Below are 22226 nucleotides of genomic sequence, written 5' to 3' on the forward strand. Positions count from 1 at the left end.
CAGGTTGCCCACGTGTTACTCACCCGTCCGCCGCTCATCTCGAGGAGCAAGCTCCTCTTGATTCGCTCGACTTGCATGTATTAGGCACGCCGCCAGCGTTCGTCCTGAGCCAGGATCAAACTCTCCATGAAAGTTGATATAGCTCATAAAATAAAACGTTGGCTTCGTTTCGTTAGAAACGAATAATTATTGTTTGTTGACGTTTTTGTTTGTTTAGTTTTCAAAGAACAAAGCTTCTACATTGAATTAGCCGAATTAACAGTATCTATCATACTATTAATCAGCGACGAAGATCATTTTAACATAATAAATTTTTGTTGTCAACATTACTACATTCGTTTTAATTTCGTTTTAAAGAATTAAAACATCTTGTAATGAGGACATTCCTTATATTACTCCCCATTTTCTTATCCGTCAACTACTTTTTTTGGGCTTAATATTTTCTAAATGAAATATAATAAAAAACCCTTTACAAAAGATAACATTACTTCTTAAGTAAAGGGTTTTATAGCGCATTTCTTTCTTATTGTATTTCGAGCAATATTGGGCAATGATCACTGCCCATAATTTTAGGATGAATTTCGGCATTTTTTAAACGATCTTTAAAGGTCTCCGAAACAATAAAGTAATCAATACGCCAGCCAATATTCCGCTCCCTGACCTTGTTCATGTAAGACCACCAAGTATAAGCACCCTCTTGATCAGGATAAAAATGACGGTAACTATCAACAAATCCTGTTTGTAACAACAGGGTCATTTTTTCTCTTTCCTCGTCAGTAAAACCGGAATTGCCAATATTTGTTCTGGCATTGCGTAAATCAATTTCCTGGTGTGCGACATTTAAATCGCCACATAGAACAACTGGTTTTATCTTATCCAACTCTTGCAGGTACTGCCTAATTCGGTCCTCCCACTCAAGCCGGTAGCTAAGTCTGGCTAAATCGCGCTGGGAATTGGGAGTATACACGTTGACAAGGAAAAAATCTTCAAATTCCAGTGTGATGATTCTTCCCTCTGGTTCGGAATCATCAGTACCTAACCCATAGCGGACTGATTGAGGTGCAATTTTCGTAAACACGGCCGTTCCCGAGTATCCCTTCCTTTCGGCATAGTTCCAATATTGAAGATATCCATCTAATTCAAGATTGATTTGCCCCTCTTGCAATTTCGTTTCCTGAATACAGAAAATATCGGCATCAACCTGTTCAAAATAATCTAAAAAGCCTTTTTTCACACATGCCCTCAGGCCGTTAACATTCCAAGATACTAGTTTCATTTTGGATTCCTCTTCTAATCAATAGTTTGATAGAAGTCATTTTACCAGTAAAATAAAAAGGATTAAAGTTATACGCTCGAATGAACAAAAAGAGGGCTGACAGATTCAGCCCGCTTAAATCATTTATTCCACATCAAAAACCTTAACCTCAACCATTTTATCGCCATTTCTCATATTTCTAGCTGTTTCTAAGCCAGAGGTAACTTGGCCAAAGACTGTATGAACACCGTCAAGATGCGGCTGGGATTCATGGACGATGAAGAATTGGCTGCCGCCAGTATCTTTACCGGCATGTGCCATTGAGATGGCTCCAGGAATGTGTTTGTGAGGATTTCCCTCGGTTTCACACTTGATGGTATAGCCGGGACCGCCCATTCCAGTTCCCGTTGGATCCCCTCCTTGGCTCACGAAGCCGGGGATGACACGGTGAAAAATAACCCCATTGTAAAAACCTTCGTTAGCTAATTTCTCAAAATTCGCTACCGTTCCAGGAGCTTCATTCGGGAATAAATCAAACTCAATCTTTTCACCATTTTCCATTAATATGTATCCTTTTTTAGCCATATTAACCACTCCTTATGTAAAAATCAATCTAATCATACACTGTTTCACAATGAAATGAAAGTGAAACCAATTAAGCCACATATTTTCTATAAGTCTATGGTAAAATAAATGTGAGGGTGGTTCTGTCCGAACATTTCGCTTGTTGCGGGACACTTAACCACTGTACGGACGGGCAGAACCCCCTCGTACATAGCAAAAAGGCTGACCGAAAAATTGTATAAAATTCAATAATTAAGAATGTTGTACTGTTCATAGTTTTAAATCATGAAAGAGTTGTCCAAAAGTTAAAACATAACTTTCTGGGCAACCCTTTTTTAACTTTGCTTACCTTTTTGCCCACCATCGCTGAAAGGCATCTATTAGGACAAGAAAAATCCAATAGCCAAAAAATGAGTAAATATGCTGCCAATGATCAGAGTGAATAAAAAGCCCGAGCTCTTCAGCAAGTTTTTCAAGAATCGGCACCAACAGGCTGACAAACAAAATAATTCCGCGTCTCCCCCATTTATTCACTTGGGAAGTATAATGTAAAATCGTCATCACTGCCAGCGGCAGAACCACTAAGGTAAACAGGATATTGACTGAAAAGATTGCCGGAAACGGCCGCAATGGAAAGTCATACATGCCGATTCCGACAAGGACAAGATCTGAATAGGTTCCAAATAATGCCGCCAGGAAGGCCGCGGCCAAATAGTTCTTATTCCAGAAAATTAAACGTTTTTTTCGCCAAGGCCGCGACTTCAAGCCGTTCAAGTGTTTTACAGTATTCATGTTTAATCTCCCCATCAACCGTATTGTTATCATCCACTAAATAATCGACGATCTGGTTGTCTTTAAACCAATCCCCTTTTTCCGCTTCCGGTTGAAGCACATTCTTCCAGGCATGCTCAAGCCTCGGACTATAAAACCTTCTAGCCCCTTTCCGCAATTTGCATCCCTTCAATCGGAGTGGATAAGTTAAGCCAGGCAATCCTTCCTTCACATGGTTAAAAATATCCGGCCAATAATCTTTTCTTGACCCTGTATGTGGATGACCTTTCGCCCAATTGACAACTTGTCTTAGGAAATCTTTATTACGAAAGAGGACCGAATATAACCTTTTTCCCAGCATTATCCGTTCGTGCAACGATTCAAATTGATGCAGTGTCTGGCCGGCCAAATTTCCGTCACCATAAGGGAACAAGATGTTATTAAAAGAAAGCAGATCCTGCAAAAAAAACTCAAATTTATGCAGCACTTCCTTTTGATAGACCGGGTGTTGAATGACCCGTTGATGTAAATAGCTTTGTTCATTAATCACGAGGGCGATGCAGAGAATATAGGTATCCTGATTTTGCCAAAAATGACTCCAAATCGTTTCCATAAACGTGGAGATATTTAAATAGGTTAAGAGATAAAACAATGGTCTATTTTGCCGCAAACTTTCTTCATATACCAATAATTGCGGATAGACATCTTGAAAAATTAACCAATTTCCCCGCTCCAGAAAGTTGAAAAATGAATTTCTTTCCTTTTTTGAAAGCAGCTTAGGGAGGAATTCTCCCTTTAAATCGGTCATATTCCATCCACCATTGCGGGAAACCATATGACCTAAAAAGGCCCACTTTATTTCCGGATAGCGAAGATAGAAATCCAAATAAGCCTTAGTTCGTGTTACATTATTTAAATTTAGATTCTCAGTTTCCCTTCTGATTTTTTCCAGAAGCTTGCGGTCTTGTAATGACAAATGATGGGGTGGTTGAAAAGTGTTCTTGCTCTTCTTTTTTAATTCTTCGCGAATCTTGTCGAGTGGCGTCTTCTCCCGGTTTCTTGTAAAAAAAATGATAAACCACCTCGCTAATGAATGAGCCTTGCACAAAGGGAATATGTATAGCCTAAGGATGTTTGGGATGAGAATGGAGGAATGTTGATGTTTAGAACACGGATGGGTAGAGATTGGATCATTGAAACATTAAGAAAAGACCAATCACCCGACGGCTCTTGGGATTATCCATTTGATACAGGCATTTCAACAGATGCTTATATGATCATTTTATTGCGTACTTTAGAGATAAATGATGAGGATTTGATACAGGGGTTATGCAAACGACTGCTCAGTAAACAGGAGAAAAATGGCGCCTGGAAACTATTTTATGATGAAGGCGAAGGAAATGTGTCCGCTACTTTGGAGGCCTATTATGCACTATTATACTCTGGGTATTATCCCAAGAAAGACGAACGCTTGCAGGCAGCCAAAAGATTTATTTTAGCTCACGGCGGCCTGAAAGAAGTCAGTACTTTTACAAAAATCATGCTTGCCGTAACAGGACAGTACCAATGGCCAGCATTTTCCCCACTGCCCATTGAAATGATTCTGCTGCCACCGATTTTCCCGATCAACTTTTATTCGTTTTCCGTTTTTGGGAGAGCCAATATTACTCCCATTATGATTCTTGCAGCCAAAAAGTTTTCCTTAAAAACAGCAAAATCACCGGATTTATCCGAGTTATCGATAAACCGGGATGAGGATGAACCATGGAATTGGTCCAACGAATGGGACTCCATTATCTCTTTAATAGAAGATGGGATAAAAAGTTTAATCGGTTTACCTGATGAGCTGCACCGCATTGCGATAGATCGTGCAAAAAAATACATGCTTGAGCGAATTGAACCGGATGGTACCTTTTACAGCTATTACAGTTGTACATTTTTAATGATTTTTGCCTTACTTTCCCTAGGTTATAAGAAAAATGATCCCGTTATCACCAATGCCGTGGCCGGGATTAAGTCGATGAAATGCGAGATAAATGGACTGCCGCATATCCAGTATACAACCGCCAATGTATGGAATACTGCTCTGATTGGCTACACTTTGCAATCTGCAGGCATTTCCCAAGCTGACCCGATGGTCGCAAATGCCAATCGCTATCTTCTCAGCAGGCAGCATGATAAATTTGGCGATTGGGTAATTCATAATCCATATAGTTTGCCTGGAGGCTGGGGTTTTTCCAATATAAATACGATACTTCCGGATGTTGATGATACGACAGCTGCCTTAAGGTCGCTTGCCAGGATTGTACCGCCTGCGAACACTGCCTGGGAGCGGGGAGTGAGCTGGGCCTTATCGATGCAAAACGACGATGGCGGCTGGCCGGCATTTGAGAAAAATACTGATTCCAAGCTGCTGGAATACCTGCCCCTTGAAAAAGCAGAGTTTTTGCTGATGGATCCATCCTGTGCCGATCTTACCGGGCGGACGTTGGAATTTTTCGGAAATTTTACAAACATACCACGACATCATACAGCTATGAAAAATGGCATCAAATGGCTGCGAAAGGAGCAAAGAAGCGATGGCTCCTGGTATGGGCGCTGGGGAATTTGTTATATTTATGGGACATGGGCAGCCATCACCGGACTGATTGCGATTGGATTAGACGGCAGAGATCCGGCTGTACAAAGAGCTGTAAACTGGCTCCTGAGTATTCAAAACATGGATGGCGGCTGGGGAGAATCCTGCCGCAGTGACGTTCTAAACAAATATATCGCGCTGGGCACGAGCACGTTAGTTCATACTGCTTGGGCATTGGATGCTCTTATTGCCGTTTCAGATCACCCGACTGTGGAAATCCAGCGGGGAATCCGTTATTTAGCAGCTTCACTCGACAGAAGAGATTGGTCAATGGATTACCCTAAAGGACAGGGCATGGGGGGAGCTTTTTATATCCATTATCATAGTTATCGTTACATCTTCCCACTTTTAACTTTGTCACACTATCACCAAAAATTTGAAACCTAGTTGTTCATCGACGGTCATTGCCGTCGATTTTTAGTGTCATAGTAACTCGGCCAATTTCTGATAAATGGCTACCATTTCATCCAGCTTCATCCTCACTAATCCGCTTGAAGACGGAGCGACAAAATCAATTGTTCCGGGAACAACGGCTTCCGGCTGCACTCCCCATGGTGCCGTTTTTCGTCCGCTAAATTGCAAATAGACTCCCTTTCCAACATAACAAACAATTCTTGGTCTCAAGCGGGCAATTTTTTGTTTTAAGATTTCTCTCCCCTGCCGATACTCTTCCTTCGAAATTTCATCCGCCGCCTTTGTCGGTCTAGCCACAATGTTGGTAATTCCAAAACCAAGCGCCAACAATAAATCATCTTCAGAGGGCATAAATTTTCTTGGAGTTAGCCCCGCCTCGAAAAGGATCCGCCAAAAGCGGTTATTTGGATTGGCAAAATGATGTCCGGTTTCGCTAGAACGAAGGCTCGGATTAAAACCGACAAAAAGGACCTTTAAATGATCTTTCACACGGTCTTCCACTTCTTTCATAACTATCGCCCTTTCTAAAAAAGAGTGTTAATATTTTTTATTTTACCATAACCTTTTCAGTTTCTTTTCAGACAGGCGGACTACACTTCCATATATAAACAACCCAATAAGGAGGCGAGCAATAATGAAAAATTGGAAAAAAGGGCTGACTATTTTGGCAGCGTTTTTTGTAGTATTTTCTCTTGGCACCACTGCCATCGCCGACCATGATGATAACGACGATGAAGAATATGAATATTATCACAAAGATCATGGTGAAAAAAAGGATGAATCCTACAAATATGAGGAAGAGGACGACGATGATGAAGAGTGGGAAGGCAACCAGCAGCAGCAAATACAAGTCACACAACAAGCAGACTATTGGAATATCTGGTCAAGGGAACCGGTAAATAATCCGGAAAATACATTGCCAATTGACAGTCCTTCAAATGTATTGGTTATTGCCGGCAATAAAAAAGGAAACATGTACTTTATTCCCCGCGATGGGCAGCTGCTGGTGGGGGGCGAAACGATTGCAAATGTAATAAATGCCGACTCTACCTTTTACCCGACAAGCAAGATATGTGTACTAAAAAAAGGCGAGAAAGAACTCATTGTCAAAGCTGGCTCGAACGCAGCCTATGAAAATCAAATGAAAACACCAATGCCGGTTCCGGCAGCAGCCTATGAGAATACTGTCTATCTGCCTATTTCTGTAGCGGCTAATGCCCTTGGATACCGGGTAACATGGGATGCGGCCAAAAAAGCAATCATTTTACAAGCAATATAAGGAAAGGTGATGGAAAAATGGCTAAATCAAAAAAAGGAAAATGGATCATCGGTTTAACTGGAACTGCTTTATCTGCCTTTGTAATCAGCCAAGTTGGGGCAGATCAAATGAATAATAATAACCAGAATACGACAACCCCCACTGCGGTACAATCGATGAGTAAACAAGAAAAGAAACTCGCTCAACTTGATTGGTCCAACTACACCATCAATGGGGCTGCCGTTTCAGGAGGGATTGAACAAAGTGACCGGCAAACACGGAGAACATAATGAACAGGAGCCGCTTACATTTGAAGCAATGAATACTTCCTTTTATATAACGGTACAAGGGTGCAGGGTTCCCAATTGGCAAGACTTCATCCTTGGCTGGATTAAATATGTTGAACATGAATGGTCTCGGTTTCAGTCTGATAATGTATTGGCACAGATTAATAATCTGGAAATAGGTGAAATTGCGGAAGTTTCACCGCCCCTTTTTGATCTTCTATCACGGGCTGAGGAATATCGACAAAAGAGCAATGGCTTTTTTTCGCCCTATTTATTGCCGCTAATGGAGTATCATGGTTACAGCCATTCTTTTCCGTTTCAATCGTGTGAAACAAAGACTCAGGAAATGCCTGCTGTTTTTTCAGATGCTGCCTCTCCTTTCCACTTTGATGAGAAAACCGGAATGATTGAACGACTCGCCGAGGGACAACTGGATCTTGGCGGGATTGCTAAAGGGTACGCCGTTGAGGCAGCGGCAAACTGGCTAAAGTCAAACGGTAAAGCCGCCGCCGGGATTGTCGATGGCGGAGGTGATATGACGGTTTGGTCCAATAATCAAAAAGAATGGAAAATCAGCGTAGCCCATCCCTATCGCACAGACCTCGACATTGCTCAATTTCGCATTAAGAACGGTGCGATTGCTACCTCGAATGTGGTCTATCGCAGCTGGCTTCAAGGGAATGAACAGAAACACCACCTGTTAAACGGGAGAACAGGGCTGCCCGTCAACAGTAACCTCATTCAAGCAACCGTGATCACAGAAAATTGTGTCGATGCAGAAGTCATGGCTAAACTGTGCTTTATGGTAAATAAAGAAGAGTTGGATCCTCTTTTAAATTCGATAAATCCCAGTCATACCCTCCTTTTGGTTACAAAGGATGGAAAAATAATTCATCATGGTGGTGAAAAACATTGAGCGATTATTTTTCGACTTGGTCTTTGATTCGAACTTCTGGCTTTTTAGCTTATTATTTAATGACACTGTCACTTGCTATAGGATTATTAAGTTCTTTTTCAGTTATGAAAAAGAAGAAGGCGATGTTCATTTCACTGCATCAATCAACTGGCTGGGCCGGACTGCTAACCATCCTATTTCATATTTTGTTAATCTGGCAGGATCAATATGTTCCGTACTCTTTAAAGGAACTTTTTATTCCTTTTCTGGCAAAAAATGAGCCGTTTCTGTCAGCATTAGGGACGATATCCTTTTACTTATTTTTTATCGTCATCGGATCGTCTGACTTTTTCATGAAAAAAATGGGGCTTAAACGCTGGAAGAAGCTTCATATTGCAGTCATTCCAGCTTGGATTATGATGGCATTGCATGGTATTCTGATTGGAACGGATTCCACAAAACCTTGGGCGTTATTTTTATATGTCGCCGGGATTGTTGCCATTGTCATTATCGGATTGCTTCGCTTGTTGGAAACTGCTGTAGAGCAACCGGCAAGACAACAAAGAAAACCGTTAAATCAACAACGGCAGCCTTAAGAGCTGCCGTTGTTTTGGTTAAATATTACAGTAAAGATACTACCCTTCCCTAATTGACTGCTGACCGTTATTTCACCGCCATGGGCCTGAACAATAGTTTGGGCAATGGAGAGCCCTAAGCCAGCACCGCCTTTTTCCCGCATTTGGTCAGCCCGATAAAAACGGTCAAAGATCAATGGCAAATCTTCCGCTGCAATCCCACAGCCTGTGTCTTCTACCGTTATAGTAATTTTACCTGCATTTTCCGTTAAACCTAAAGTAATCTCACCTGCCTTTGTGTAACGCAGGGCATTATCCAATAAAATATAGAGTAATTCCTGAATCCTTACTTCATCTCCATGAAACAAAATTCCCGGCTGAATATTCTCTCTAAACGCAATATCTTTGGGGATTTTTCTTTCAAATCGCTGATGGATGGAAGTGAATAACTTGGATAGATTCAATTCTTTGCTTTCCAGCATTAACTGGTTTTTGTCACTTCTGGCTAAAATCAACAAATCATTAACTAGCTTACTCATGAGCTGGGCTTCGATTTTCACATCTTCGAGAACCTCCTGTCCGAATGGACTCAAGCGGTCTTTTTCCTCGGTCATCAACAGGTCAATAGAGCTGTAAAAAATACTAAGCGGTGTCCGTAATTCATGGGAAGCATCGGATACAAATTTTTCCTGTTTTTCAAAAGCTCGCTTAATCGGTTTTATTGCCTGCCCGGCAAAATAGTAGCCCAGCAAGGCAAAAATCAAACTAAAAAAAATGGTCAACGATAACAAAATCCAGGTGATCTTTTCAATCAAGTGCTGCTGTGCTGTAATTTCCTTGCCAATTAGGACAAAACCATCAGCTCCAATTTCTTGTTTCATTAACAGAAAATGCTGCGATCCCTTGTCCATTTTTATGATTTCATCGCTAGACCTTATATCCATCTGGTTATCAATCCATCGAAAAAGCTCTTGATTGGTCTCTTTACCATAGATTAAATTTCCTGCCTGATCATACAAGTAATAAAAGATCGGCTCCTCCGGTTCATATTTTAAAGGATGATCTTCCTCTTTTTTATGATGATCATCCTTTTCATAAAAGTCATCATAAAAATCATCGGCCTCTTTGTTATAATAAGCAGATAGTTCCTCTATTTCCTGCTGGTAAATTTGATGCGATATAAGCAAGTAGAGAATACCGATGAAAGAAAACAGTAATAAAACAAGTGAGCAGGTATATATAAAAGTTAATTTTGTTTTTACTTTATGAAACATGGCGGTTTCTCACTTTATAGCCAATTCCCCGAACATTTTGAATCAGCGAAGGCTCTCCGGGTATGTCCACCTTTTTTCGGACTAATTTTACTAACGCATCTAAGGCATTATCCGTTACCTCACTATCATAACCCCAGAGTTTTTCAAACAGGACTTCTCTGGTCATGATTTGATTTTGATTTCGCAACAGTAATTCAAGAAATTGGTATTCTTTTTTAGTCAGCTCAATAATCGAGCCATTTCGCCTTAATTCATGGGTGTCTAAATGGAGGGTAAGGTCATCGTATGTAATAACTTGCTCCAGAGGTTTTTGTTTTCTGCGGCTAATCGCCCGAATACGCGCCAGTAACTCATTAAATTCAAACGGTTTCACTATATAATCATCGGCTCCTGAATCCAGACCAGTAATAATATCCTGATTGGCATCCTTGGCGGTTACGAATAATATGCCGCTTTGAATCCCCTTCTCCCTTAGCCTGTGGCAAACAGACAATCCACTTTCACCCGGCATCATCCAATCTAGAATGATGATATCGTACTCCGTAAATATGGCATGATCGTAGGCATCTTTGCCATTTTTTACCCAATCCACCAAATGAAATTCTTTACTCAGCAAATGGGACACCAGTTTTCCCAGCCGAATATCATCCTCTGCCAGCAGTATATTCACTTTTAAAACCCCTTTTCAAAAAATTCCAACCGACTTTTCACCTATGATTGGTAGTAGTTTCTATGATCTTTTGAATTTGCAACAGAAACTGTAAAAGTTGGAAAAAAGCCTGCTACCATCATGATAGCAGGCTTTTCTGAAAAATAAGTGAAATTTTCGTGAACTCTATTTCATGATTGGTTCAAACCCTCAGAAAGGTGGAAATCACTCAGTTGCTCGATTATTGGATACTGTAACAGTTAAGGTTTTCAATTTGCCGTCACGGTAAACTCCAAATTTGATTTTATCGCCAATTTTAACCTTCGTATAAAGATATTTTCGTAATTCCGAAGAATTAGCAATTTTTTCGCCATTCATAGATACAATAATATCTTTTGGCTGAAATCCTGCACGGGCTGCAGCAGAATTGCCATCAATATTCATCACTACTACACCCTGTGTGACACTTTTAGGAAGATCTCCGCGATAAACCTGGGGAATTTGATCAAGGTCTGCTAATCCAATCCCAAGGTATGGACGATCAATTTTTCCATTTTTAATTAATTTATTTACAATCGGTATAACATCATTGCTTGGGATGGCAAAGCCTAACCCTTCTACGCCGCTTTCGGCTATTTTCATGCTGTTAATCCCGACAACCAGCCCTTCCGGATTAATTAATGCCCCGCCGCTATTTCCCGGATTAATCGCAGCATCTGTTTGAATAACAGTTGTTTCCCAATCACCCGCAGAGGTGGAAACGGAAATACTGCGGTTGGTCGCACTGACAATTCCTTGTGTCACCGTTCTGGAAAGTTCTGAACCTAACGGATTTCCGATGGCATATACTTGGTCACCGGGTCGAAGCGTCGATGAATCGCCAAATGTGGCAGTAGCCGTAACATTTTTTCCATCGATTTTTAGAACGGCCAAATCGGTTAAAGCATCCGTTCCCATCACTGTTGCAGTTGCCTTAGTTCCATCATATAATGAAACTTCCAGCTTTGATGCCCCTTCAACAACATGATTATTTGTCACAACATAAGCATACCCATTCTTTTTTTGAAAAATCACCCCAGATCCTGATCCAGCTTCAACGTTTTGTGAAGATTGGGTGTTGCCAAAAAAGTCAACACTTTGTTGCTGCTGATAATTCTCAATCCCTACAATAGCCTTCGATACTTTCTCAACGATATTGGCAATCGAATCAGTGCCATCCGCTTTAGCTGATACAGTTTTTGCCACAGTACTATTCTGTTGAACCTGTACAGGTTGCTCTTCCGCTTGCGGTTGGAGGTTTTTCATATAATCGGTATGCGGCAGAATCGTTAATGTTAACACAGAACCGATTACACCTGCAGCCAATGTAGAGGCGAATCCTTTGGCATTCTTTTTAAGACGACTAGTTCGTTTCGGTCCTTTTTCTTCATTTATCCTGGCATGCTCAAGATCGCTGTTAGTGCTATTCACTTCTACAGGGCCAGCTTCCTTGTTTACTGAATCCTCCTCCAACGGTTTATGATCTTCAGCAGCCTCATTCGGATTTCCGGCACTGTTGACTGGTAATGATAAATCAATCGAATTTTCCTGTTCAAATGGCTCTTTGTTTTCCATATTTGCTCACTCCTTTAAAACTAAAATCCAATAATTTATCGCTTGTTTTTACTTTATCTGACAAATATTAATAAATTATGAACAATTTTTAAAGGGTTTTGGAAAAATCTAAGAATATTGTTTAAAAACAACTAAAAGCAACAGAATCAATCCCTCAGCTTTATTTCGGATCCATTTGAGCCGGAAAACGAATGACAAATTTCGTTCCTTTTCCTTTTTCACTATAGACGTTAATCTCTCCATTATGAAGATTGACTAGTTGTTTCACAATCGATAGACCTAAACCAAACTCACCATAGAGGTTACTTGTTCGAGAAATATCAGCTTTGTAAAAACGGCGCCAAATATTTTCGACTTCACTCGTGTCAATTCCAATTCCAGTATCTTCTACCTCAATAATAATATGATCCTGTTCCTTTTTTCCGCGCAGCCAAATGGTCCCCTCAGTGGTAAACTGGATACTGTTTTTGGTAATATTAATCAGGATTTGAACTAAGCGGTCATAATCAGCATATACAAACACATCAGGAGAGGCCTCAACGACGATTTGGTTGTTTTTCTCTTCAGCCTGCATGCTTAGTTGCTCTTGGATAATTTCCAGTACTTCAGAAAGCTGGATTTCTTCTTTAAATAATCGAACCTGATTAGAACGAATTTTTTCATAATCAAGGTTTTCATTCACCAGCCTGATTAATCTTTTAGCTTCCTGACTGACAAGATTGATGCCTTTTTCTTTATCTTCTTCCGGAATCATATTATTTTTAAGACCTTCAATAACGCCGCTGATGGTTGTCAGCGGGGTCCGCATTTCATGGGAAACATCGGCCATAAATTGGCGCCGGCGGTTTTCCAGGCTTTCAATTTCCAGCATTGAAGCATTGATTTTATCAACCATATTGTTAAAATCTTGCGCTAATTCGCCAATCTCATCGTAATTTGAGGAATGAACATGAACATTATAATTCCCTTTCGAGACTTGGGCGGCTGCCTTACGCAGCCTTTGAATCCGTTTTACGTGAATTCGCGACAAATACCAGCTTTGCAGGAAGGAGACACCAAAGGCGGCTAAAATTGCGTACAATAAATATTTGTTAATGGCATGAATCATACTAACCGAACCGCTAATCGGTGAGGTTAACAGGACTCCACCATAGAATTTTCCATGGTCCATGTGAGGCAATATAACAAACGTCACTCCATCCTGGTCAAAGCTTTTATAATCGCTTTTAACGACGATGGTTTCGCCTTTTGTCACCTTCTCCCNACCATCGGAGTCAAACATGCTAAAGCTCATTTTTCTTGCCGCCAATACATTGCTGTATTGATTAATGATTTGGTCCGATTCCAGCGGCGATTCTTTAATATCGGAGAGAATGGCCCTGCCGTATGCGATCAGTTCATCGGTTTTATTTTCATAGACGAGATTTTCAAGATAATGGGCAAACAGCAGGCTTAAAAGCAAAAAAGCGACGATGATGATACTAATATGACTGAAAAACTGTTGATAAAAATATTTAAATTTCATCGGTTTTCGTTGTGTCATCGAATTTATACCCTACTCCCCAGACAGTATGGAAAAATGGCTGGGACGATGTTTCAACCTTTTTCCGCAACCGTTTGATGTGAACATCAACTGTACGCTCATCCCCATAGAATTGATAGCCCCATACACTTTCAAGCAGCTGCTCCCTGGAGAACACCTGACGAGGATGCTCAGCCAAATAATAGAGTAAATCAAATTCTTTTGGTGTTAAGTTGGTAATTGGCGTCCCGTCTACGATTACTTCCCTGGTTGTCTTATTAATGTTAAAATGCTCAGTTTGTATAATCCCCTCCATATCTTTAGGCACCTGTGATTGATATCTTCGGGTAACTGCCTTTATTCTGGCCATCAATGTCAACGGACTGAATGGCTTTGTGACGTAATCATCGGCCCCCATCTCAAGCCCCAGGACCTGGTCAGACTCACTATCTTTAGCCGTTAACATAATAATGGGAACGGTCAACTTTTCCTCTCTGATTTTCCGGCAGATGGTTACTCCATCCATTCCCGGAAGCATCCAGTCGACAATCAGTGCATCCCATGTACCGCTTTTAAATCGCTGATAACCTTCAAGCCCGTCATTAACAAACACACCTTCAATTCCTTCTTTAGCAAAAAACATTTCTATCATGGAACAAACACTTTTATTATCTTCAATCACTAGTATTTTCAAATTCGGTCAACTCCCGGCAATATTCTTCCTATTACTAGTGTAATCAAATTTTACCGGATCGCAAAGGTTCTGCTGTATTCTTCCCAGCTTATTAATAGATTGTTCATAATTTCGAAATAAAACAACTTAAAAAGGTCTTGAACTTGTTCAAGACCCCTTTGGATATGATCCGGTATTTACTTATTCACGATGAGCGTCGTTTGAATTCCCTGCAATATCATCTCGACAAAAATCTCAGCCACTTCACGATCAGAAACATTCCCGGCCGGGTTAAACCAAAAATAGCTCCAATTGGCAACACCGAGGATTCCAAAAGTTACAATGGCCGTTTTTAAATCGGAGCGGAATTCACCATTTTTTACCCCTTGATTCAACAGCTCTTCAAGATTAAAGCGAAACTGATCCCGCTTGGATTTGATCAATTCTATTCTTTCTTCACTTAAATTCTTCATTTCCGTAAAAAAGATTTTTGCTGCCGAACCTTTTGTTTTGATATCGGTGATCAGCATGGTTACAATATCATTTAATTTCTCCCTGGAAGATGTCGCTTTGTCGTTTAAAATTTTTTCCTGCTGGTTAAGCAGTCCATTAATATATCCAAGGTGGATATCCATTAACAACTCTTCTTTACTGGAAAAATAGTAGTAGAAGGTCCCTTTTGTTACGCCGAGTGAATCCACAATATCCTGAATTGACGTCTCGCTGAACCCCTGTTTCTCAAATAAACGAATGCTATGTTCCGTAATTTTGTCTTTCATCGCACGCAGCCTCTCAATCAAAAAATTATCTCAGATATACCCCTTTTTGCTTGCTTTATACCAACCAGTTAGTATGTTGATGATTATATTATACATCATTTATTCAATATTTAAATTCCTTTTTTCTTGGCTTCAATGGAAAGATCCTTTTTCACTGTAAAATATTTTTATGTTCCTTATTACATGAAATACTCCATGAATACCCATAATAAAATGAGGAGGTTTAAGCTTATGAATTTACCGTTAATTTTTGCAGCTTGGCTGGCCATCCAACCAGTTCATTCTCCCGAAGATATAACGATTACAAAAGACGGTATTCCGGTTACAACGGTTAATCGCTTGGATTTTTTTAACCCTTACATTGATTTTCCAATTTTTGATGTTCAAAAATATCAGCGTTTTTTAGATCAATTAGATAAACAGATATCCTTTGAAGCAAAAAATGCCCGCTTAGATCATAACGGAAATATTATTCCGGAAATTGCTGGGTTTAAAGTAAACCGGCAAGCTTTCACAGAACAAATTTATGCTAATTTTTTTGACCAACATTCTCCCAGTCTGGAAGTCCCGATTCAAACTGTTTACCCAAAAGTTGATAGTGAATTACTGAGTGATATTCGTTCATTCAGGATTGGTCGATACTTCACATCCTTTAATCCACAGAACAAAAACCGGTCATATAATATCAAGCTGGCAGCAGAGGCAATCAATAATTATGTAGTATTTCCGGGCGAAACGTTTTCTTTCAACAAAGTTGTAGGGAAACGAACTAAAGCCAAGGGCTACCTTAAAGCACCAGTGATCGTTAGAGGTGAGTTTTCAGAAGATATTGGCGGTGGAATTTGTCAAGTATCCTCAACCCTTTTTAATGCTGTGGACAGTGCAGGTCTGGCAATTGTACAACGATTTTCGCATAGCCGAGATGTTCCATACATCCCCCCAGGGAGAGATGCTACAGTCAGTTGGTATGGCCCTGATTTTGTGTTTAAAAATAAATACCAACAACCGGTTTTAATCCGAGCCCGAACGATGGGAAGATTGTTGATTATTAATCTGTATTCCAGTGAAGGAATTCAATACAAGCCGCGTAAAATTCCCCGCCCGCCAACTTAAAAAAAGTCCGCGAATCAGCGGACTTTTTTGCAATTAACGCTTATTTTTATTATTTAAGGCACTGGAAAGCAGTTCTTGTGAGAATTCAGTCAGTGCAGCTGTATCCATGTTGTTTATATTCATTTTTGGAACGATATTTTTTACAGAATCCTTAATCGGACTTGCAAATTTTTTGACTGAATCCTTCAACGGAAGTGTATTGGAAAACCATTTTCCTTTAGTCATTGTCAATACAGCAGCACCTATTCCAATGCTGGCCAGCGACGCCCAGATGGCCCCATTCGTTTTGCGCTTTGGCATAAACATTTTAACAAACGGCATTCTTCTCAAATTCCGCATACTTGCACCCCTTTTCCCATTATGGAAGAACAAAAGAGCCTTCCATTTTGTTAATTTGTCCTTTTTCCTTCTGTGTATGAATAGGAATCTGTACATACCTTGTTAATTTCTGGAGGAATTTTGCCCGTATTTTTGATATAGGATTTCCTTTGATAAAAAAAGATAGGTGAGCTGATGCTTTTGAAAATATTTAAGAGGTGTACCTGACAGAATGAAGATGGGCAGTTGTCCCAGCTGCTTAAACCTCCGATACCAGATGCTTTTTGGCTTAAAACATTCAAATCCTAATGTGTGAACACCACGATTTAAAGTAGTGATTCCGATAATCGCCTTGATTTTATCTTCTTTCGGATGTTTTTTTAAATACTTAGATAAAGTCGGCATTGATTCATGTACCAGTCTATACATCATTCTTGACCGCTTGATGTCATTTTTGATTTTTGTGTACTCACTCAATAAACTAACATTGTGCAGGTGAATTTTTAGTAACAAATCATTCCTCCCGATGATGGTTCCATCCGAAAGAACGACCTCCGCCCCTTTATATTTTGTTACGCGAACACGAAAGATTGAACGTTTGTTTTCCTCATCCTTTATGCAATATAAACGGGAACAATAATAAAATAACGGATCAATTAATTTCCATAACCAAAGGAGTGTTAGGCGAATAGCCATCATTTACACCTCGTTCCGTCCTTACACCCAAAAAGTGTGGTTTTTCAAATTTTCTTTTTATCATTAATGTTAGGATATGAAAAAAGGCATTGAAAATGAATCAGCTAGTAATGGACTGATTTTTAATCTGTAGATCCTTTATGGAGATTAATAATAACATTAAGGCACCCATCCCGATTCCTTTTCATAAGATGCAGAAAAGATGTAAGTTAGGATGGTGGCTATGGGTGGCTTAACATATATTGATTTTCTTGCAAAATTTGGCGTTGGTGGTGCCCATCCAGGTGGAATCGGTTTAACAAAAAGCATCCTTGCACAAGAACATATTACAAAAGACTCCATGATTCTAGATGCAGGCTGTGGCACAGGGCAAACGGCAGCCTATTTATTTAATCAGTATCAAGCAAAAATTTTCTGCCTGGAAATTAATCCGATCATGATTGAAAAAGCAAAAAATCGTTTTGAAAAACTGCAATTCCCTATTCAATTATTCCAAGGATCTGTCGAAGAAATTCCTTTTGATCGAAATACTTTTGATTTTATTATATGCGAATCTGTTTTAGCATTTGTCAATAAACCTAAAGCCCTCAGTGAATTCTACAGAGTCTTAAAAACAGGCGGCCGCTTTTTGGCAAATGAAATGACGATTAATTCAAAGCTAAACAAACAAGCCGAACAAGAAATTATCGGATTCTATAATATTGACTCTTTGTTGTTAGAAAACGATTGGATCCGCCTTTTAGAAGATACAGGCTTTAAACAAATTAAAATCAACGAGCTGCAGTCAGACCTGAAGGATGGAAACGTTGCTCAGGAATTTAACTTTTCACAAAATTTTGAGCCTGAGCTATTCAGCATCCTCAATGAACACGGGAATATGCTTATAAAGTATCATGATATATTAAGTCACCGAATATTTACTTGCTCCAAATAAGAAGGCCCTTCAAAGAAGGGCTTTCAATTTTCTTAATATCTGGACAGGTACTGGTTAACAGCCCTTACATACGGAGGACATCCTTCATACCCTATAGCAAGTACCTATGAATGGGAGGAATTTAAGTGGAGCGGTTAACTTATGAACAGGCACTTCGCCTAAAGGGAGAAATCATTTCGTTTAAAAATAAACAAGGCAAGTGGACAATTGGCAGAGTAGCAAAGGTACGAAAAGATGGCCTGGAGATTGAAGAATTAAATCATTCCGGTTCCGACGAGGGTTATGGATATGGCTTTTGGGGACCATTTTGGGGACCATCCGTCTTTGTTGGGTTTGGTTTTCCTTTATTTTGGTGGTAACAGCGAGTATGTTTCTCATACTTGCTTTTTTTTTGGCCAAATTCCTTCAAACTAAACTATGTATAGTTAAACCGTTTAGAAGAAAAATAAGTTATGAAAGGATCGGTGAACGAATGTGGATAAGACGTTAGGTTATCTAAGAGAAACTTTATCGAACTATACGGGTGACCATTCCGAAGGAGGGCAGATCTACCAAAAGCTTCTAACTGGGAAATTCAAATCTGAAGAGGCTTTTGTAAGAAGTTTAAATCAGAAGGAAATTGATTTTTTAAATAAAATTTTAGATGCTGAAATCGCCTATGCTCAAGAAGTACAAGACGATCAAAGGGTTTATGAACTCAATGAAGTGTACGAGCTATTGTTTTAAGTCTTCTGATAACAAAAAAGATGGCAGAAATCTCAGTAGCCATCTTTTTTGGAAATATTGCCGGTTGGGCCATTTTATTTCCGAGGCAAGCGCACCTTCCGACAAAACATGATTTATATTTCTGAGGAATTCTCTAAAAATCGACATAAATTTTCTGAAAATTACAATATTCTACTTAATCATTAGGATGGTTTCGTTACTTTGAATGATCTCTTGGGAAATTTACCAAAGTCTATCTGCCAGCGTCAACTTCATCAAGGGAAAGGGTGGTGACACTCGTGAAATCCCCATTTTCTAGTTCTTCTTTGGTTGCGCTTTTTTCCAATTCTGCCCGGTCATCTATACCAGGTGCCAGAGTCGGTCCGAAATTGTTATTTTCTTGCTTTTTAGCCACGTGAATCATCTCCTTTCAACTGTTATTTTCTCAAAAGCAAGGAACAATATTCTAAAGGAGTATAAAAATCATGTGAATAGTTGTAACCCTATTGTAAGCGATTTCAAAAGACAATTTTCCACTCATTACTGGAAAAACTTTCACCTTTCTTCAATTGACTCTCGATACATAAGCCGGTGGATGATTCGCATACTATGCTTGTAACATCCCATCTCTATCAGAAAGAAGGAATAAATATGACTGTTGGAACACAAGTGAAACAAACTTTAGCAGGATTAAAAGCAGCACAGGCCTCTTTTGAAACTTTTGCGCTCCAAACAGAAAATAAAAACGCAAAACAACTTTATCAGCAAGCGGCGCAACAGGCCCAATCCATAATTGATACTGTAGAACCACGACTGCAAGAAATAACGACGGAAGAACCACAATACAATCAGTAATAAAAATGGTTGGCGTTTTAGCCAACCCCTTTTTCATGTTGATTATTATGCTAATAAGGTGGTCAGAGGATGACAGTTGCTTCAAATGTTAAACAATGTCTTACAACCATTAGAGGAATAGAATCTCAATTATCTACTTTGGCATTGAATTCATTAGATAATGAGGCCCAGGCTGTTTTTCATGATGCAGCCATAACAATTGAAACGATAAAAAAGGATCTTCAATATCGAGTTTTAGAATTAGAGCGGCAGGAACCACAGTATAAAGGTTCTTGACTTATGAGGTGAATATCGATGAATGGCTATCTGAATATATTTTTTCGATCTGTTATCTTTATCCTTATTCTATTCTTAATTACAAAAGTTGTCGGTAAAAAACAAATCTCCCAGCTAACTTTCTTTGAATATGTTGCCGGAATCACAATTGGCAGTATTGCCGGTGAAGCAGTGACAGGTTTGGAAAAAAATTTTTTGCAAGGTGCCTTCGGTATCCTCATTTTTGGTTTCGTTACATTTTTAACTGACTATTTTTCACTTAAAAGTAAAAAATTCCGTGATATTGTTGAAGGTAGCGGAACAGTAATCATTAAGGAAGGAAAGTTATTAGAAGATAATTTAAAAAAGGAAAAATACACCATTGACAATTTACTCACTCTTCTAAGACAAAAAAACGTCTTTAACGTAGCTGATGTTGAATTTGCTGTTTTGGAACCACAAGGTAAACTGAGCGTTCTGCTTAAAAAGGAAAATCGCCCCCTAACTCCAAAAGATTTAAAGATGAAAATGCCCAATGAAAAAGAACCATATACCATCATCATGGATGGAAAAATAATGGACGATGCATTAAGGTGGAGCGGTAAGAGCAGGGGCTGGCTATATACCGAACTGGAAAAAATGAATGCCACACTTGATAACGTTTTCTTAGGTCAAGTCGATTCCTATGGTGAGCTGACCCTGGATCTCTATGATGATAAAATTAAAGTCCCACAGCCACAGCAGCGGCCACTGCTCCTGGCCTCATTGAAAAAAACACAAGCTGATTTAGAGATCTTTGCCCTTTCAACCGAATGCGAAAAATCCAAAGCCATGTATCAAAAAAATGCCACGCTCCTCCAAGAAACAATTGCCAAACTTGAGCCCTATTTAAGCAAATAGTGACCGTAAATAATCCTTATCAACCGTCTGATAAGGATTATTTTTTTAAATTATTTATGCACTTACCTTACTACTGACTCTGGCTTCTTTTTTGTTTGAAATATAACTATGTAAAATCATTCCGTCCATGACCAAAATGACCCCCAGCCATGATAAAGGGGTAGGAAAAGCTGAGTCTAACAGCCATAATTCTCCTAATAAAGCAAACAAAACTTCCATCGACTGCGTTGCTTCAACCGCTGCCAGTTTCTGCATATTACCTCTAACAAGATCGGTGGCCTGGAAAAACAATATTGTCGCAATGACTCCCGCTGAAATGGCTACTATGCTGGACTGAATCGTCTGGCCCATACTAGGCAAACCAACGGTTACATAGCCATAAATCGATAAAATAAGCCAAAATGGTAAACTTGCTAAAGTCATTCCTAATACCCGCTGGAATACATCTAAACGGCCGCTGCATACCTCCATCATTTTACGATTTCCCAGCGGGTAGGCAAATGAGGCAGCAACTACTGGCAAAATTCCTAACATAATGGCCACTGGCGAAAGTGCGGCGGCCTGCTGTAACTGCATTAAAATGATACCAATTAAAATGAGCAGCGACATCGTTAAACCTTTAAAAGGAATTTTTCCCTTTATTTGTTTGGGTCCAGTCTCTGTCATGACCGTTTCGGAGAATAAGGGTGCGAGCAGTGAACCAGAGATAATCGTCACTTGCCAGGTTGCGGCAATCAGCCAGCCAGGTGCATAGGCAGCCGAAAAACAAAGCGGCGCATAAAAAAGCCCAAAGCCCACCGTACTCCATAAAAGCCAAGCCCCAGGCCGCTGTTTTAAGTCAACCAATAATGGTTGTAAATTTTTTCGTCCAATAACGATGCTGAAAAGAAATGGCAGCATAAAGAAATATCTGAGGGAAGCACTCCAGATCCAACTGCCGCCCCCTTGATCCATTGCCCTATTTAAAATGAACGTAAAAGCAAAAAAGAATGCAGCTAAGATGCCGATGAGAATGGGGCGCATACTATCTCCTTCCTAAAAAATTTTTATTATAAGCATAGCATATTTATAATATTTCTAATAATACCTTTTTTTTGAATCATATGATAATACTTTTGATAATACTTTTTCGCAATAGTATAAAAATACATATTTAGGTATGAGTAAAATTAATGTGGGCAAAATTTAACCCCTTCATTTGGTGAGGGATTGTCAGATCGCTCACCAAATAAAGGGGCCACCAAGCGAAAGCGCGGTAGTGTTCTAAGCTAAATACATGAAA

27 protein-coding genes and 1 rRNA gene are annotated in these 22226 nt (G+C 39.6%); 12 read left to right on the forward strand and 16 right to left on the reverse strand.

Going from position 1 to position 22226, the window contains the following annotated elements; translation table 11 throughout:
• The 5 genes from JK635_RS14410 to JK635_RS14430 form a co-directional block, all read right to left on the reverse strand.
• A 16S ribosomal RNA gene (locus JK635_RS14410) occupies positions 1-131 on the reverse strand; the annotation flags it as partial.
• Between the two features lie 392 nt (positions 132-523).
• Positions 524-1276, reverse strand: coding sequence for an exodeoxyribonuclease III (locus JK635_RS14415; RefSeq protein ID WP_202654665.1), 753 nt, complete (start codon positions 1274-1276; stop codon positions 524-526).
• A 123-nt stretch (positions 1277-1399) separates the two neighbouring features.
• Complete coding sequence (locus JK635_RS14420; RefSeq protein WP_202654666.1) at positions 1400-1840, reverse strand: peptidylprolyl isomerase; 441 nt, start codon at positions 1838-1840, stop codon at positions 1400-1402.
• A gap of 324 nt (positions 1841-2164) precedes the next feature.
• Positions 2165-2611, reverse strand: a complete 447-nt coding sequence (locus tag JK635_RS14425) for a CBO0543 family protein (RefSeq protein WP_235888120.1) — start codon at positions 2609-2611, stop codon at positions 2165-2167.
• A complete protein-coding gene (locus tag JK635_RS14430; RefSeq protein ID WP_202654686.1) occupies positions 2538-3662 on the reverse strand; it encodes a DUF2515 domain-containing protein in 1125 nt (374 codons plus the stop codon). Before JK635_RS14430 ends, JK635_RS14425 begins: the two co-directional genes overlap by 74 nt.
• Before the next feature lie 81 nt (positions 3663-3743).
• Between JK635_RS14430 and shc the strand changes: the two genes are divergently transcribed.
• The gene (shc, locus tag JK635_RS14435) at positions 3744-5615 is read left to right on the forward strand and encodes a squalene--hopene cyclase (RefSeq protein ID WP_438803835.1); all 1872 of its coding nucleotides are present in this window, start codon (positions 3744-3746) and stop codon (positions 5613-5615) included.
• 36 nt (positions 5616-5651) lie between these two features.
• On the opposite strand, the gene JK635_RS14440 is transcribed toward shc, so the two are convergent.
• Complete coding sequence (locus JK635_RS14440) at positions 5652-6152, reverse strand: mismatch-specific DNA-glycosylase (protein WP_202654668.1); 501 nt, start codon at positions 6150-6152, stop codon at positions 5652-5654.
• A 124-nt stretch (positions 6153-6276) separates the two neighbouring features.
• On the opposite strand from JK635_RS14440, the gene JK635_RS14445 reads away from it, so the two are divergent.
• The 4 genes from JK635_RS14445 to JK635_RS14460 are packed head-to-tail and all read left to right on the forward strand — an operon-like array spanning position 6277 to position 8678.
• Positions 6277-6921, forward strand: coding sequence for a copper amine oxidase N-terminal domain-containing protein (locus tag JK635_RS14445; protein WP_202654669.1), 645 nt, complete (start codon positions 6277-6279; stop codon positions 6919-6921).
• A gap of 17 nt (positions 6922-6938) precedes the next feature.
• Positions 6939-7190, forward strand: coding sequence for a hypothetical protein (locus JK635_RS14450; RefSeq protein WP_202654670.1), 252 nt, complete (start codon positions 6939-6941; stop codon positions 7188-7190).
• The gene (locus JK635_RS14455) at positions 7165-8103 is read left to right on the forward strand and encodes an FAD:protein FMN transferase (protein ID WP_368857097.1); all 939 of its coding nucleotides are present in this window, start codon (positions 7165-7167) and stop codon (positions 8101-8103) included. The genes JK635_RS14450 and JK635_RS14455 overlap by 26 nt, the downstream gene beginning before the upstream one ends.
• Positions 8100-8678, forward strand: a complete 579-nt coding sequence (locus JK635_RS14460) for a ferric reductase-like transmembrane domain-containing protein (protein WP_235888122.1) — start codon at positions 8100-8102, stop codon at positions 8676-8678. The genes JK635_RS14455 and JK635_RS14460 overlap by 4 nt, the downstream gene beginning before the upstream one ends.
• Here JK635_RS14460 and JK635_RS14465 read toward each other — a convergent pair.
• From JK635_RS14465 to JK635_RS14490, 6 genes are all read right to left on the reverse strand, one after another.
• Positions 8675-9931, reverse strand: a complete 1257-nt coding sequence (locus JK635_RS14465) for a sensor histidine kinase (protein WP_202654671.1) — start codon at positions 9929-9931, stop codon at positions 8675-8677. The two genes, JK635_RS14460 and JK635_RS14465, sit on opposite strands and share 4 nt — an antisense overlap.
• A complete protein-coding gene (locus JK635_RS14470) occupies positions 9921-10601 on the reverse strand; it encodes a response regulator transcription factor (RefSeq protein ID WP_202654672.1) in 681 nt (226 codons plus the stop codon). Before JK635_RS14470 ends, JK635_RS14465 begins: the two co-directional genes overlap by 11 nt.
• A 204-nt stretch (positions 10602-10805) precedes the next feature.
• The gene (locus JK635_RS14475) at positions 10806-12194 is read right to left on the reverse strand and encodes a S1C family serine protease (RefSeq protein ID WP_202654673.1); all 1389 of its coding nucleotides are present in this window, start codon (positions 12192-12194) and stop codon (positions 10806-10808) included.
• 160 nt (positions 12195-12354) lie between these two features.
• A complete protein-coding gene (locus JK635_RS14480) occupies positions 12355-13737 on the reverse strand; it encodes an ATP-binding protein (protein ID WP_306792949.1) in 1383 nt (460 codons plus the stop codon).
• On the reverse strand, positions 13709-14410 hold the full coding sequence (locus JK635_RS14485) for a response regulator transcription factor (RefSeq protein WP_202654674.1): 702 nt from the start codon (positions 14408-14410) through the stop codon (positions 13709-13711). The genes JK635_RS14480 and JK635_RS14485 overlap by 29 nt, the downstream gene beginning before the upstream one ends.
• A gap of 176 nt (positions 14411-14586) precedes the next feature.
• Positions 14587-15168: a TetR/AcrR family transcriptional regulator gene (locus tag JK635_RS14490; RefSeq protein ID WP_202654675.1), complete on the reverse strand. Its 582-nt coding sequence runs from the start codon at positions 15166-15168 to the stop codon at positions 14587-14589.
• A gap of 231 nt (positions 15169-15399) precedes the next feature.
• Between JK635_RS14490 and JK635_RS14495 the strand changes: the two genes are divergently transcribed.
• Positions 15400-16281, forward strand: coding sequence for a VanW family protein (locus tag JK635_RS14495; protein ID WP_202654676.1), 882 nt, complete (start codon positions 15400-15402; stop codon positions 16279-16281).
• A gap of 33 nt (positions 16282-16314) precedes the next feature.
• Here the strand turns inward: JK635_RS14495 and JK635_RS14500 are convergent, their stop codons facing one another.
• Positions 16315-16620: a hypothetical protein gene (locus tag JK635_RS14500; protein WP_202654677.1), complete on the reverse strand. Its 306-nt coding sequence runs from the start codon at positions 16618-16620 to the stop codon at positions 16315-16317.
• A 102-nt stretch (positions 16621-16722) separates the two neighbouring features.
• Positions 16723-17298 carry a YkoP family protein gene (locus tag JK635_RS14505; protein WP_235888123.1) on the reverse strand — a complete coding sequence of 192 codons (576 nt, stop codon included), beginning with the start codon at positions 17296-17298 and terminating at the stop codon, positions 16723-16725.
• Between the two features lie 220 nt (positions 17299-17518).
• Here JK635_RS14505 and JK635_RS14510 point away from each other — a divergent pair, with 220 nt between their 5' ends.
• The 3 genes from JK635_RS14510 (at position 17519) to JK635_RS14520 (ending at position 18955) form a co-directional block, all read left to right on the forward strand.
• Complete coding sequence (locus JK635_RS14510) at positions 17519-18229, forward strand: class I SAM-dependent methyltransferase (RefSeq protein WP_202654678.1); 711 nt, start codon at positions 17519-17521, stop codon at positions 18227-18229.
• 125 nt (positions 18230-18354) lie between these two features.
• Complete coding sequence (locus JK635_RS14515) at positions 18355-18588, forward strand: hypothetical protein (protein ID WP_202654679.1); 234 nt, start codon at positions 18355-18357, stop codon at positions 18586-18588.
• 115 nt (positions 18589-18703) lie between these two features.
• The gene (locus JK635_RS14520) at positions 18704-18955 is read left to right on the forward strand and encodes a sigma-G-dependent sporulation-specific acid-soluble spore protein CsgA (protein WP_202654680.1); all 252 of its coding nucleotides are present in this window, start codon (positions 18704-18706) and stop codon (positions 18953-18955) included.
• Positions 18956-19187: 232 nt separating this feature from the next.
• On the opposite strand, the gene JK635_RS14525 is transcribed toward JK635_RS14520, so the two are convergent.
• Positions 19188-19349 (reverse strand): hypothetical protein, encoded by a 162-nt coding sequence (locus tag JK635_RS14525; protein WP_202654691.1) that lies wholly within the window; start codon positions 19347-19349, stop codon positions 19188-19190.
• A gap of 236 nt (positions 19350-19585) precedes the next feature.
• Here JK635_RS14525 and JK635_RS14530 point away from each other — a divergent pair, with 236 nt between their 5' ends.
• The 3 genes from JK635_RS14530 (at position 19586) to JK635_RS14540 (ending at position 20944) form a co-directional block, all read left to right on the forward strand.
• The gene (locus JK635_RS14530; protein ID WP_202654681.1) at positions 19586-19789 is read left to right on the forward strand and encodes a DUF1657 domain-containing protein; all 204 of its coding nucleotides are present in this window, start codon (positions 19586-19588) and stop codon (positions 19787-19789) included.
• Positions 19790-19858: 69 nt separating this feature from the next.
• Positions 19859-20065 (forward strand): DUF1657 domain-containing protein, encoded by a 207-nt coding sequence (locus tag JK635_RS14535; protein ID WP_202654682.1) that lies wholly within the window; start codon positions 19859-19861, stop codon positions 20063-20065.
• A gap of 18 nt (positions 20066-20083) precedes the next feature.
• Positions 20084-20944 (forward strand): DUF421 domain-containing protein, encoded by an 861-nt coding sequence (locus JK635_RS14540; RefSeq protein WP_202654683.1) that lies wholly within the window; start codon positions 20084-20086, stop codon positions 20942-20944.
• Positions 20945-20998: 54 nt separating this feature from the next.
• Here JK635_RS14540 and JK635_RS14545 read toward each other — a convergent pair whose 3' ends face one another.
• Positions 20999-21967, reverse strand: a complete 969-nt coding sequence (locus tag JK635_RS14545) for a DMT family transporter (protein WP_202654684.1) — start codon at positions 21965-21967, stop codon at positions 20999-21001.
• Between the last annotated feature and the right edge of the window lie 259 nt (positions 21968-22226).

It is taken from the genome of Neobacillus paridis, from assembly GCF_016765675.1.
GTDB classification, from domain to species: domain Bacteria; phylum Bacillota; class Bacilli; order Bacillales; family Cytobacillaceae; genus Neobacillus; species Neobacillus paridis.